The 12,671-nt window shown below is 72.7% G+C and carries 10 protein-coding genes; 7 read left to right on the top strand and 3 right to left on the bottom strand.

The window, feature by feature from the left end; all coding sequences use genetic code 11:
* Window positions 1–103: 103 nt before the first annotated feature.
* From cobM to cobC, 6 genes are read left to right on the top strand one after another with little or no spacing between them, the layout of a single operon-like run.
* Window positions 104–922, top strand: coding sequence for a precorrin-4 C(11)-methyltransferase (gene cobM / locus BIV24_RS24930; RefSeq protein WP_071368675.1), 819 nt, complete (start codon window positions 104–106; stop codon window positions 920–922).
* Window positions 919–2,160: a bifunctional cobalt-precorrin-7 (C(5))-methyltransferase/cobalt-precorrin-6B (C(15))-methyltransferase gene (locus BIV24_RS24925; protein ID WP_071368674.1), complete on the top strand. Its 1,242-nt coding sequence runs from the start codon at window positions 919–921 to the stop codon at window positions 2,158–2,160. The genes cobM and BIV24_RS24925 overlap by 4 nt, the downstream gene beginning before the upstream one ends.
* Window positions 2,157–3,827, top strand: a complete 1,671-nt coding sequence (gene cobJ, locus BIV24_RS24920; protein WP_071368673.1) for a precorrin-3B C(17)-methyltransferase — start codon at window positions 2,157–2,159, stop codon at window positions 3,825–3,827. The genes BIV24_RS24925 and cobJ overlap by 4 nt, the downstream gene beginning before the upstream one ends.
* Window positions 3,824–4,408, top strand: coding sequence for a precorrin-8X methylmutase (locus tag BIV24_RS24915; RefSeq protein WP_071368672.1), 585 nt, complete (start codon window positions 3,824–3,826; stop codon window positions 4,406–4,408). The genes cobJ and BIV24_RS24915 overlap by 4 nt, the downstream gene beginning before the upstream one ends.
* The gene (locus BIV24_RS24910; RefSeq protein ID WP_071368671.1) at window positions 4,405–5,325 is read left to right on the top strand and encodes a sirohydrochlorin chelatase; all 921 of its coding nucleotides are present in this window, start codon (window positions 4,405–4,407) and stop codon (window positions 5,323–5,325) included. The genes BIV24_RS24915 and BIV24_RS24910 overlap by 4 nt, the downstream gene beginning before the upstream one ends.
* On the top strand, window positions 5,315–6,388 hold the full coding sequence (gene cobC / locus BIV24_RS24905; RefSeq protein WP_071368670.1) for an Rv2231c family histidinol phosphate aminotransferase CobC: 1,074 nt from the start codon (window positions 5,315–5,317) through the stop codon (window positions 6,386–6,388). The genes BIV24_RS24910 and cobC overlap by 11 nt, the downstream gene beginning before the upstream one ends.
* A 100-nt stretch (window positions 6,389–6,488) precedes the next feature.
* On the opposite strand, the gene BIV24_RS24900 is transcribed toward cobC, so the two are convergent.
* From BIV24_RS24900 to BIV24_RS24890, 3 genes are read right to left on the bottom strand one after another with little or no spacing between them, the layout of a single operon-like run.
* A complete protein-coding gene (locus tag BIV24_RS24900) occupies window positions 6,489–6,881 on the bottom strand; it encodes a hypothetical protein (RefSeq protein ID WP_071368669.1) in 393 nt (130 codons plus the stop codon).
* A complete protein-coding gene (locus tag BIV24_RS24895; protein ID WP_071368668.1) occupies window positions 6,881–9,229 on the bottom strand; it encodes a DUF4132 domain-containing protein in 2,349 nt (782 codons plus the stop codon). The genes BIV24_RS24900 and BIV24_RS24895 overlap by 1 nt, the downstream gene beginning before the upstream one ends.
* Complete coding sequence (locus BIV24_RS24890; protein WP_071368667.1) at window positions 9,229–11,721, bottom strand: DUF4132 domain-containing protein; 2,493 nt, start codon at window positions 11,719–11,721, stop codon at window positions 9,229–9,231. Before BIV24_RS24890 ends, BIV24_RS24895 begins: the two co-directional genes overlap by 1 nt.
* Window positions 11,722–11,913: 192 nt before the next feature.
* Here BIV24_RS24890 and BIV24_RS24885 point away from each other — a divergent pair, with 192 nt between their 5' ends.
* On the top strand, window positions 11,914–12,405 hold the full coding sequence (locus BIV24_RS24885; RefSeq protein WP_245766934.1) for an SRPBCC family protein: 492 nt from the start codon (window positions 11,914–11,916) through the stop codon (window positions 12,403–12,405).
* The last annotated feature ends 266 nt before the right edge of the window (window positions 12,406–12,671 follow it).

The raw sequence follows: 12,671 nt of genomic DNA, 5'->3' as shown, positions 1-12,671 counted from the left end.
GGGCGGTGAGCCAACCCCCGTGTGCGCGGGACCGGCGGCCGTGCAGGCACCGGCGTTCCGCGTTTCGTACCACCCGAGCTTTCGTAGGAGAGGACCCCTTCCCATGGCCGACACCCCCACCGGCAAGGTGACCTTCGTCGGTGCCGGCCCCGGCGCCGCCGACCTGCTGACCTTTCGTGCCGCACGCGCCATCGCCGAGGCCGATGTCGTGATCTGGGCCGCCAGCCTGGTGCAGACGGAGGTCCTCGAGCACGCGCGCGAGGGCGCCGAGATCCTCGACTCGGCGGCCCTGTCCCTGGAGGACGTCGTCGCCGTCTACCGGCGTGCCCGGGAAGAGGGCCTGCGCGTCGCCCGTATCCATTCCGGCGACCCGGCCCTGTGGGGCGGCACGCAGGAGCAGCTCGACCGGTGTGCCGAGATCGGCATCGGGACGGAGGTCGTGCCGGGTGTCTCGTCCTTCTCCGCCGTCGCCGCGCTCGCCGGGCGTGAACTGACGATCCCCGAGGTCGCGCAGTCCGTGGTCCTCACCCGGCTCGGCGGCGGCAAGACGCCCATGCCGCCCGGGGAGGAGGTGCGCGAGTTCGCCCGGCACGGCACCACCATGGCGATCTTCCTCTCGGCGGCCCGCAGCGGCCAGCTGGTGCGGGAACTGCTGGAGGGCGGCTATCCGACATCCACCCCGGTCATCGTCGCCCACCAGGTGACCTGGCCCGGGGAACTGGTCGTGCGCTGCACGATCGGCACGCTGGAGGAGACCGTCAAGGAGCACCGTCTTTGGAAGCACACCCTCTTCCTGGTCGGCCCGGCGCTCGACGCGCACGGCACCCGCTCGCACCTCTACCACCCCGGCCATTTCCACGGCTATCGCAAGGCGGATCCCGAGGCCCGCAAGGCCCTGCGCGCACGGGGTGCGCGCACATGATCACCGTCGTCGGTACGGGCACGGGGATGCCGCTTCCCGCCGACGCCCTGGCCACCGCGGACCTCGTGGTGGGCGGGCGGCGGCATCTGGACGCCGTACGGCTGCCCGAGGGGGCTCGGCGGATCGTCCTCGGGCCGCCGGCGCCCGCCCTCGACGCGATCGAGCGGTGCCTCGACCAGGGACGGCGGGTCGTCGTGCTCGCCTCCGGCGACCCCGGGTTCTTCGGGATCGTCCGGATGCTGGCCGAGCGGTTCGGGCCGGAACGGCTCGATGTGCGCCCGGGTGTCTCCTCGGTGGTCGCCGCCTTCGCGCGGCTCGGGCTGCCGTGGGACGACGCGGTGGTGGTCAGCGCGCACGGGCGTGCTGCGCGGACAGCGGTGAACGTGTGCCGCGCGCGACCGAAGGTCGCGGTGCTGACCGGGCCCGGCGCCGGTCCCGCCGAGCTGGGGGCCGCGCTCGCCGACGGCTGCGCCGAACGGGTCCTGGTCGTGGCGAGCGCCCTCGGCGACCCGGAGCACGAGCGGGTGGAGCGGGTGACGCCCGCCGAGGCGGCGGCCCGGGACTGGGGTGCGGCGGTGAGCGTGGTGCTGTGCCTCGACCCGTCGCGAACGCTCGGGCCCGTGCGCACGGTCGCCGGGCCGCCGCCGGGTCCGTCCGGGTGGGCCCTGGAGGAGAGCGCCTTCGCCCACCGCGACTCGATGATCACCAAGTTCGAGGTACGCGCCCTGGCGCTGGCCCGGCTGGGACCGCGGCTCGGCGAGCTCGTCTGGGACGTCGGCGCCGGCTCCGGGTCGGTCGCCGTAGAGTGCGCCCGCCTGGGCGCCGCCGCCGTCGCGGTCGAGAGGACGGGCGACGGGGTGGAGCGGATCCGTGCCAACGCGGCGGCGCACGGCGTGGACGTCCACGTCGTGCACGGGGCCGCGCCGGACGCGCTGACCCCTCTCGCCGACCCCGACGCGGTGTTCGTCGGTGGCGGCGGACGCGAGCTGCCGGACATCGTGACGGTGTGCGCGCGGCGCGCCCGGCGGGCGGTGGTGGTCGCATTGGCCGCCCTGGACCGGGTACCGCCGGTCCGTGAGGCGCTCGTCGCGGCCGGGTTCTCCTGCGACGGCGTGCTGCTGCACTCGTCGCGGCTCGCGCCGCTGCCGGGGGATGTGACCCGGCTCGCGGCGACCAACCCTGTTTTCCTGCTGTGGGGCACACGGCCTCCGGCACGTCACGAAGGAGTTGTGCAGTGATCGGCCTGATGTCCGCCACCGCGGCGGGGGCGGCCGCACGGGACCGGCTGGCCACGGCGTGGCCGGACCGCACCCGGGTGTACGACGGACCCGTCGGGGACGCCGTACGGGCCGCGTTCGCGGAGTGCGAGCAGCTCGTGTGCTTCCTGGCGACCGGGGCGACCGTACGGCTGCTCGCCCCACTGCTCGGGGACAAGACGTCCGACCCGGGCGTGGTGTGCGTCGACGAGGGCGGGCGGTTCGCGGTGTCCCTCGTGGGCGGGCACGCGGGCGGCGCCAATGAACTCGCCCGTGCCGTGGGCGAGGTGCTCGGGGCGCGACCGGTGGTGACGACCGCGACGGACTCCATGGGGCTGCCCGGCCTGGACACGCTCGGGTTCCCCGTGGAGGGCGATGTCGCCGGGGTCTCGCGGGCGCTGCTGGACGGGGAACCGGTCGCCCTTCGGGCGGATGTGCGCTGGCCGCTGCCTGCGCTGCCCGTGACCGCCGAGGGCCCGTACACGATCCGGGTCACCGACCGTGCCGTCCGGCCCGCCGAGCGGGAGGCCGTCCTGCGGCCCCCGACCTTGGTCGTGGGCGTCGGCGCGTCCAGGGGCGCCCCGGTCGACGAAGTCCTCGGGCTCGTCGAGGGTTCGCTGCGGGAGGCCGGGCTCTGCGTCCGCTCGCTCGCCGAACTCGCCACCGTGGAGGCCAAGGCCGGCGAGCCCGGCATCGTCGAAGCGGCCGAGCGGCTCGGCGTGCCCCTGGTGACCTACCCCGCCGGGGAGTTGGCGACGGTAGACGTGCCGAACCCGTCCGCCGCGCCACTGGCCGCCGTCGGTACGCCGTCCGTCGCGGAGGCGGCCGCGCTCGCCCGCGGCGGTGAACTCCTCGTCCCCAAGCGGAAGTCGGCCATGGCCACCTGTGCCGTCGTACGCCGCCCTGGCCGCGGGCGGCTCGCGATCGTCGGGCTCGGGCCGGGCGCGCGGGACCTGCTGACCCCGCGCGCGAAGGCCGAACTGCGGCGCGCCTCCGTGCTCGTCGGGCTCGACCAGTACGTCGACCAGATCCGCGATCTGCTGCCGCCCGGCACCCGGGTCCTGGAGTCGGGGCTCGGCGCCGAGGAAGAGCGGGCGCGAACCGCGGTCGCCGAGGCCCGCAAGGGGAACGCGGTCGCGCTGATCGGCAGCGGTGACGCGGGCGTGTACGCGATGGCGTCGCCCGCGCTCGCCGAGGCGGCCGACGACATCGACGTGGTCGGGGTGCCCGGCGTCACCGCCGCGCTGGCGGCGGGCGCGATCCTCGGCGCTCCCCTGGGCCACGACCATGTGTCGATCAGCCTCTCCGATCTGCACACCCCCTGGGAGGTCATCGAGCGACGGGTGCGGGCCGCGGCGGAGGCGGACCTCGTGGTCACCTTCTACAACCCGCGCAGCCGGGGCCGTGACTGGCAGTTGCCGAAGGCGCTCGCGATGCTCGCCGGACACCGGGCACCGACTACGCCGGTCGGTGTCGTACGCAACGCGTCACGGCCGGACGAGTCCAGCCGTCTGACGACCTTGGCGGCGCTCGACCCGGCGACGGTCGACATGATGACGGTCGTGACCGTGGGCAACACCGCGACCCGCGAGGTCGCGGGGCGCATGGTGACACCGCGCGGCTACCGCTGGCAGGAGGCGGTCCGGTGAACCGCGTGGTCCATCCCATCGAACAGGAGTCCTTCCGGCGACTGCGCGCCCGTCTGGACACCTCGCACTTCCCGCCGCTGACCCGGGCGGTGGTGGAGCGGGTCGTCCACTCCGCCGCCGACCTCGACTACGCGACCGACCTCGTGATGAACGAGGGTCAACTCGCCTCGGCACACGCCGCGTTGCACGCGGGGGCGCCCGTCGTGGTGGACGTGGAGATGGTCGCGGCCGGGATCACCCGGCGCAAGACCGTGTGCCGTCTCAGGGACGCCGCATCCGGCCCTGGGCTGACGCGTTCGGCGCACGCGATCCGACTGGCCTACGAGGACGTCGGCCCCGGAGCACTCTGGGTGATCGGCTGCGCGCCGACCGCCCTGGAGGAGCTGCTGAAGCTGGACGCCTCGCCCGCGCTCGTGATCGGTCTGCCCGTCGGTTTCGTCGGCGCGGCGGAGTCCAAGGCCGCGCTGCGCGACAGCGGGCTGCCCGCCGTCAGCAACGTGTCCGAGAAGGGCGGTTCGGCGGTCGCTGCCGCCGCACTCAACGCCCTGCTGTATCACCCCACTTCGAAGGAGAACCCGTGACCACCCCGCCACCCGCCCTGCTCATCGCCGGTCATGGCACCCGGGACGAGGCCGGAGCCGAGGCGTTCCGCGCCTTCGTACGGGAACTGGGGCGCCGCCATCCCGAACTGCCCGTCGCGGGCGGCTTCATCGAGCTGTCGCCGCCGCCGCTGGGCGACGCGGTGGCCGAACTGGTGGAGCGCGGAGTGCGCCGGTTCGCCGCCGTACCGCTGATGCTGGTGTCCGCCGGGCACGCCAAGGGAGACATCCCGGCGGCGCTGGCCCGGGAGAAGGAGCGGCACCCCGGGATCTCGTACACGTACGGGCGCCCGCTGGGCCCGCATCCGGCGCTGCTGTCGGTCCTGGAGCGGCGGCTGGACGACGCGATGGATCCCTCCTGGGACCGCTCCGATGTGACCGTGCTGCTGGTGGGCCGTGGCTCCACCGACCCCGACGCGAACGCGGAGGTGCACAAGGCGGCACGACTGCTGTGGGAGGGGCGCGGGTACGCGGGAGTGGAGACGGCGTTCGTCTCGCTGGCGGCGCCGGACGTGCCGAGCGGCCTGGACCGGTGCGCGAAGCTGGGCGCGAAACGGATCGTCGTCCTGCCGTACTTCCTGTTCACGGGCGTCCTGCCGGACCGGGTGCGGCGGCAGACCGAGGACTGGGCGGCGGCGCACCCGGACATCGGGGTGCGCTCGGCGGACGTCATCGGGCCGGAACCGGAGCTGCTCGACCTGGTGAGGGAACGGTACGAGGAGGCCGTGCAGGGCGATCTGCGGATGAACTGCGACACGTGCGTGTACCGGATCGCGCTGCCCGGCTTCGAGGAGAAGGTGGGCCTGCCGCAGCAGCCGCACTTCCACCCGGACGACGACGGCCACCACCACGGTCACGGACACCACCACGGGGGGCACGCACACTCCCATGCGCACTGAGGCGGAGGGCGGCGGTCACGACCTGCGGCACCACGGGGACGCCGAGGTCCGTGACGACGGCGCGGCGCTGACGGACCTCGCGGTGAACGTGCGTACGGACACGCCCCCGGTGTGGCTGCGCGAGGTGATCGCCGGGTCGCTCGGCGGGCTCGCGGCATACCCCGACGGGCGTGCGGCTCGGGCGGCGGTGGCGGCGCGGCACGGGTTGCCACCCGAGCGGGTGCTGCTGACGGCGGGCGCGGCGGAAGCGTTCGTTCTGCTCGCCCGCGCGCTGAAGGTACGGCGACCGGTCGTGGTGCACCCGCAGTTCACGGAGCCGGAGGCGGCGCTGCGGGATGCGGGGCACATGGTCGACCGGGTGCTGCTGCGGCCGTCGGACGGCTTCCGCCTGGATCCGGCGCTGGTCCCGGACGACGCGGACCTGGTGGTGATCGGGAACCCGACGAACCCGACATCGGTACTGCACCCGGCGTCCACGATCGCCGAACTGGCCCGTCCAGGGCGAACGTTGGTGGTCGACGAGGCGTTCATGGACGCGGTGCCGGGAGAACGGGAGACACTGGCGGACCGGACGGACGTGCCTGGCCTGGTGGTCCTGCGCAGCCTGACGAAGACATGGGGGCTGGCGGGCCTGCGGATCGGCTATGTCCTGGCCGCCCCGGAAACGATCTCTCTTCTGGTGCGGGCGCAGCCCCTGTGGCCGGTGTCCACGCCCGCGCTCGCGGCAGCGGAGGCGTGCGTGTCGCCCCGGGCACTGGCAGAGGCCGCACACGTGGCACGCCGGGGGGCGGTGGACCGGGCGTATCTGGTCGCCGGGCTGCGGGAGTTCGAGGCGGACGGGCTGTATGTGGCCGAGCCCGCGGAGGGCCCGTTCGTCCTCGTCCGCCTGCCGCGGGCCGCGACGGTCCGCCGCCACCTGAGGGACCTCGGCTTCGCGGTACGCCGCGGAGACACGTTCCCGGGCCTGGACGAGGAGTGGCTGCGGCTGGCGGTACGCGACCGGGCGACGGTGAATCGGTTCCTGCAGGCGCTGGACCGGGCGGCAACGCTGGCGGGCAGGTGAGGCCCTCGGCAGGACTCGACAGTCGGTCGCCGTCCGCAGCGGATCATGTGATCTGCTGCGGACGGCCGACGGCTCGTCAGCCATGGCAGGGGCCGGTCTCTCAGCCGCCGACGAGCGCGACGAGCTTGATGAAGACCACGTCGGGATCGATGGTGATATCCACGACGTCGTCGAGGTCCTCGACCTGACGATCACCGGCCAGTATGAAGAACCCGTTGGCCAGGAAGGCGCGCTCGGCGATCTCGGCCTGGCGCTCCCAGTCGATGCGGCGGGGCTCGCGGAGACGGTAGCCGTTCAGCTCCGTCTCGGCGTCGTCGGGGCGGACGAGGCCGTTGAAGTGGTTGCTCGGGCGGGCGTTGTGCCGAGCGACCTCCTCGCGGACCCGGAGCCTGAGCAGCTCCCGTACGGTCATCCGTTCCGGCAGCCCGGCGACTTCCCACTCAGCGACCGCCTTGCCCGTCGCGGTCTCGTCCCGGAACGTCACGGTGGCCATCAGGCACCTCGCTTGATCTGCATGAGGATGGATTCGTCGGTGATCTTCGTGTCGGCGGCGAGCAGGAACGCCTTGCTGAGGATCAGGGAGAGCCGTTCGTCCTCGAAGGGCAGGAACACCTTGCCGTCCCCCGCGCGCCGTGCCGGAACGATGCACAGGTAGGCGTCGTCCGGTGCCATCAGGATGTTGGCCGAGCCCAGATGGATCTTGTACGTGCCCAGGTCCCCTCGGACGATCAGGAAGCGGCCGTCGAGCGAGCACCGGTCGGCGATCTTCAGGCGCGGCAGGATCCCTTCCAGCGCCTCGCGGCGAACCTCGGCGCTCGCCGTCAGCTCGGCGAAGGAGGCCCGCTCCCAGTAGGTGCGCCGGGGGCCGCCGTCGGTCCAGTCGGGATCGGCGGCGATCGAGCTCACGCCCACGAAGAGGTCCACGTCGCGCATCGCCTCGCTGAACACCAGCGGGGGAACGTCGGCGAGCGGTGCCTCGCGCCAGGCGCTCCCCACCCGGCGGTCGAAGCGCACCTGATCGGTCGAGGCCAGTTCGTCGTCGCCCGCCCAGTCGGCCCAGCTGTGGAAGAAGCGGACCCGCCACTCGCCCGCCGCGAGGGTGCGCTCGGCCCGGCCGTCGTCCCCGCAGTCCCAGGGGCCGAGCCGGTCGCTCCCCCACCCCCGGGCCCGGAACAGGGCGAACATCTTGAGGTAGTGGACGAGGTGCGCGGCGAAGCGGTTGGAGTAGACGCGGGTCTGCTCCTCGGCCGGGGTGAGGAGGTAGATCTCGCGAAAAGCCTGCTTGAAGGGCTGCCGTATGCACCGCTCGGTGAGCAGATCCCGCCAGGCCCGCACGGCGTGAGGCTCGGAGCGGAGCGGGTGCCAGAGCCGTACGGAGGCGTCGTGGGGTGCGTCGGGAAGGTGCTCGTCCGTCTCGGGCAGTACGGACCGCCATTCGTCGGGTGCGACCTCGACCTCCCAGATCAGCCGGCGTACGAGGGTCCGGGCGAGGGGGTGCCCGGCCAGCTCGGTGCGCCACCAGCCGTAGGGGTGGACGGCATCGACGGTGAATCCGCCTTCCAACGCGCGTACGAGGGTGACAAGTTGGGCATTCACCCGCTTCACCAGGTCGCGCAGCTCCTTGACCAGGGCGGCGTGGTCGCGGCGGACCGGCGCCGGGACGCTGCGCAGCGGGCGACCGTCCTTCTCCCAGGTCAGCGTGGCGGTCTCGGCGACCAGGACGACGGCCTGGTAGTCGCCGACCGTCCGGCGCAGGACGCCGCCCGCGACGGAGCCGCTGATGGACGCGGTGTCGAACCCCAGCCTCGGCAGTCGCAGTGCCACGTCGGTGCGCTCGGCCAGGGCCGCGTCGACCTTCTTGATCATCTTGTCGAGTTGCTTGGGCACCCCGGCGTGCCGGACGGTCCGGCGCACGGTACGGATCGCGGTCACCAGCTCGGGCGTCGGGAAGTCCTGTGCGGCGCGCACCACTTCGTACAGCAGGGCCTGCGACGGAAGCGTCTTCGCCGCTGTCGGGGCGAGGGCGACGCCGGGCAGCAGCCGCTCGAGCAGCTCCGGCAGCCAGGGCTCGTCACGCAGCAGAGCCACCCGCAGGGCCTGTCCGAGCGAAGTGATCTCCCGGTCCGTGAACGCCTTGTCCGCCCGGTAGGGGATCTCGCCGGTCCGGATCGCGTCGGTGCGATCGGCCGCCGCTTCCAGCGCGCGGCGGGCGAACGCCACGTAGGCGGGGCTGTCGGCGGCCCTGCGCCACACGTGCGCGAGCGGCGCGTCGACGAACCCGTGGTCCCGGTTGATCTCGGACAGCAGCGCCCGTTCGGCAGGAGTGAGACCGGCGATGACCGCCATCTCCTCCGCGACGATGGGGCCCACATCACGGGCGAGGTGCTCCACGGCCGCGCGCAGCGTCTCGTCGCCGGCGAGCCCCGCGACCGCAAGAAGCGCGTACGGCTGACGCACGGGCTCCTTCTCCAGCCACAACCCGACCAGGACACAAGCCGGTTCGGACACGTCGGGCAGCGGCCCCGTACAGCGCTCCAGCGCGTCCAGGCCCCGGGTGAGGTCCGCCCAGCCGTGCTTCTCGCACCTTTCGGCGAGCGCCTCGAACATCCGGCGGCACGCGTCGGGCGTATAACGCGGCTGTCGATCTGCAGCCGCTTTTTCGAGCGCGTAGCGGACCAACCTCGTCGCGTGCGTGGCCGAGCCGTCCACCCGGTAGGCCGTCGCGAGCAGGCTGCCGAGTTCCTCGTCGGAGACCTGCGACAGATCGGGGTGCCTGTCCTCGTCCTCAGGTGTGAAGTCCGGGTCGGTCAGCGCGCGCATCAGCCGGGCTACAAGGCCCATCAGGCCCCCCTCTTGATCTGTCGGAGAATCGTCTTGTCGGTGATCTTCGTGTCGGCGGCGAGCAGGAACACCTTGCTGAGGATCAGGGAGAGCCGTTCGTCCTCGAACGGCAGGAACACCTTGCCGCCGCCCTTGCCGCGTGCCGCAACGATGCACAGGTAGGCGTCGTCCGGTGCCATCAGGATGTTGGCCGAGCCCAGATGGATCTTGTAGGTGCGCAGATCGCCTCGGACGATCAGGAAGCGGCCGTCGAGCGAGCACCGGTCGGCGATCTTCAGGCGCGGCAGGATCCCTTCCAGCGCCTCGCGGCGAACCTCGGCGCTCGCCGTCAGCGCACCGAACGTGGCCGTCCGCCAGTACCCGGCGTAGCGGTCCTCGCCCCGGTCGGTCCATTCGGGATCGGCGGCGATCGAGGTCACGCCCACGAACAGATCGACGTCCCGCATCGCCTCGCTGAACACCAGCGGGGGCACCTCCGCCAGCGGAACCTCCCGCCGGCGCCGGCCGTCCCGCCGCTCGAAGCGGACCTGGTCCGTCGCGGCGTGCTCGGGCACGTAGCCGCCGTCGTCGTCCGCGGCGGGCTCGTGGTGGAAGCAGGCCCGCCACTCGCCGTCGCCGAACTCGGCCCGCGCCTGCCCGTAGTGGCCGCCGTCGTACCGGCCGAGGAAGTTGGCCTGCCAGCCACGCTCCTTGAACAGCGCGTAGAGCTGCCGGTAGTGGACGATGTGGGCGGCGAACCGGTTGGAGTAGACGCCGGTCTCCTCCTCCGCCGGGGTGAGTAGATAGATCTCCCGGAAAGCCTGTTTGAACGGCTGCCGCAGCCGCTCGACGACGAGCCGCTCCCGCCACGCCCTGATGTCGTCCGTCGACGCCCGGATCGGATGCCACAACCGGACGCGCTCGGGCTCGCCCGGCGGCTCGGCCATCGGCGCCACCGCACGCCACTCGCCGTCCGCGCCCTGGAACTCCCAGATCAGGCCGCGGACGAGAGTCCCGGTGACCGGATGGTCGCTGTAGTAGCGGCACCACTCGTCGTACGGCCACTCGCGCCCGGCCGACATCAGCGCCTCGACGCGGGCCCGCTCCCCCGACAGTGTCCCCCGCACCTCCTTGGCCAGGGCCTTCAACTCCTGGAGCTCATCCGGGAAGCCGTCCTTCACTGCCACCGGAGCCGTGCGGGACGTTCCCCCGTCAGGGCGTGTGAAGGTGAGCCGCACGGCCGCCGCGTCCTCGATCGCCACCCGTACCCGGTGTCCACCCAACTCCCTTTCCAGCGAACCGTCCGACGCCAAGCCGTGGTCCGGCACGCTGCGCTCTATGAGCTGCTCCGCCGTGATGCCCTGCTTCCCTGCTGCCGTCACCAGCGCGGTGTCGAGCTGCTTGCGCAGAGCCCGGTGCTTGATACGTGACTGCAGCCGCCACAGGGCCTCCAAAGAGGCCGGATCGCCGGTGTCGGCCAGCGCGTTGATCGCCGCGCCCGCGAGCTTGACGTCCTCGATCACGTCGGTTCTGAGGCCGCCGGTCCGCAGAGCGAGCGCGCCGAGGTGCTGCACCGCGGCCGGGCCGCCGGTCAGCGCGGCCGCCCAGACGACACCGCGTGCCAGGTCTCCGTCCTTCTGGTGGACGACGTAGTGGTAGTGGTAATCGTCGCTGTGGAGCCAGTCGTACGCACCGCTTTCCCTGCTGCACAGCGCCTCGCCCTCGGCCAGCGCCCGCAGGGTGTCGGCCACGAGATCCCGCGCCGACGCCGCATTCGCGAGCTCACGGCACGTCCGCCGCCATCTCTGTGCGGGACGCGGCCCGGACAGGCTCGCCAAGTGCCTTACGAAGCGGGCAAGTTCCGGCGTCGAGGTCTTCGCACGGTCACTCAGCGGGGAGGCCCAGGGAGCGTGGGCGGGGATCAGCCCCTCGGGTATGTGCGCCTCGTCCACGCTGGCGAGCAGCGCGCGGAGGCGCTGGGCCAGCGACGCGCGCAGGTGCGCCTCGACAGTGGTGTCCATGAGATCCGTGTGTGCGTGCCGCAGCCAGGGCATGACCGCACGGCGGCCATCGGTGTCGAGCTGGTCGGCGGCGTTCAGCACCAACCCCAGCGCATGGGCGAACCAGCAGCCCATGCTGTACTCGGTGGCGCGGAGCAGCATCACCGCGACCTCGTCGGGCGTCCAGCCGCGCACCCGCGAGATCAGAGCCCCGATCTCGGTGTCGTACTGCCAGAAGGTCGTGTCGTCGAAGCAGGCCGCCTGCATGAGGCACAGGACCGCGGCCCTGCCCTCCTCGTCCGCGCAGGCCGCGAGCCGCCCGTCGATCTCGGCCTGGGTCGCCGCACCCACAGCCCTGTCTCGCCGGTGCTCGTGCCCCATGGACCGCCGGAACTCGATCCGTTGACGTTCCAGGAGGTCGACGAGCCAGCGGACGCGGTCGAGCGCGGCGGACCGCACGTCGTCGAGCGAGTCGTTCCTGCGGGATTCGGCCACCAAGGCGTCGTACAGCATGGCGGGATGATGACAGGGGGGACTGACAACGCGATCAAGTCGAAGGATGCTCGCGCCTGTTCATGTGATCTCCGGGCCCGACTACCGGCGGCTCGAAGGCGTCCCACGCACAGCGTCCGGGGCGCGAGCCGCGTCCTGCGCAGCGTGCAGGGTCGGATCGGTTTCGCCCGCGCCGGCGATGGGAGGATCACCGTGCCACCGCGCCGTGCCGAGGAGGGGTCCGAGGTGCCGTCCACCGAACTGAAGCACACGTTCCAGATCACCGCGCCGCCCGAGGAAGTCTTCGCACACCTGGCCGAACCGTCGCATTACGTCGGCCTGTCACCGCTCCTCGTGGCCGTCCGCGACGTGCGCCGCAGCGGCGGGACCGTGCACTACACGGCCGTGGAGCGCTTCCGGTTCCTCGGCGTCCTGCGGCACGACAACATCATCGACGTCACGCTTGTCGCCGCCCCGGACGGCCTCCCGCAGTCCGCCGAGATCTCCGGCGAGGTCCGCAGCCCCGGCCGGGTCCGCATGAGCTACCGCTTCGCCATCGACCGCGACGAGGCCGGGAGCGTCGTCACCGACACGCTGCACCTGCGGACGCCCCCGGGCCTGCTCCGCTTCGCCGCCTCCCAGGCGGGAGCCGTCCAGCAGGCCCGGGCCCGTGTTCTGACGGCCCGCCTGGAGCGGCCGGCTTGACGCCCGAGGCTCAGCGAACGGGGCGGTCTGCGGCGTAGGGCAGGAAGGCCGCCCAGGCCTCCCGGCCTAGTGCCGCGGCAGGCAACGTTTGCCCGTTAAGGAGCGGCGTCGTGGGGGCACCTCCCGCTCTGGGGGTCCCCCCGCTCGAGCGGAGTCGAGAGTGGGGGAGAAGCCGAGAGTGGGGGAGCGTGCTCTGGGGGTCCCCCCTGCTCGAAGAGCTTGGGGGAGTGCCGGCCGGAAGCCCTCGTACTGGACGTACTTGGGCT

The sequence above is a fragment of the Streptomyces colonosanans genome (genome assembly GCF_001866645.1).
Lineage (GTDB): Bacteria > Actinomycetota > Actinomycetes > Streptomycetales > Streptomycetaceae > Streptomyces > Streptomyces colonosanans.
Note: the sequence above shows the minus strand (reverse complement) of the source record. Positions and strands in the feature narration are given on the sequence as shown.

Bases quoted from the DNA above. Each gene is read 5' to 3' on its own strand.
- cobM (WP_071368675.1), top strand. From the start codon at position 104: ATGGCCGACACCCCCACCGGCAAGGTGACCTTCGTCGGTGCCGGCCCC.
- BIV24_RS24895 (WP_071368668.1), bottom strand. From the start codon at position 9,229: ATGGGCCTTGTAGCCCGGCTGATGCGCGCGCTGACCGACCCGGACTTC.
- BIV24_RS24890 (WP_071368667.1), bottom strand. From the start codon at position 11,721: ATGCTGTACGACGCCTTGGTGGCCGAATCCCGCAGGAACGACTCGCTC.
- BIV24_RS24900 (WP_071368669.1), bottom strand. From the start codon at position 6,881: ATGGCCACCGTGACGTTCCGGGACGAGACCGCGACGGGCAAGGCGGTC.
- BIV24_RS24925 (WP_071368674.1), top strand. From the start codon at position 919: ATGATCACCGTCGTCGGTACGGGCACGGGGATGCCGCTTCCCGCCGAC.
- cobC (WP_071368670.1), top strand. From the start codon at position 5,315: ATGCGCACTGAGGCGGAGGGCGGCGGTCACGACCTGCGGCACCACGGG.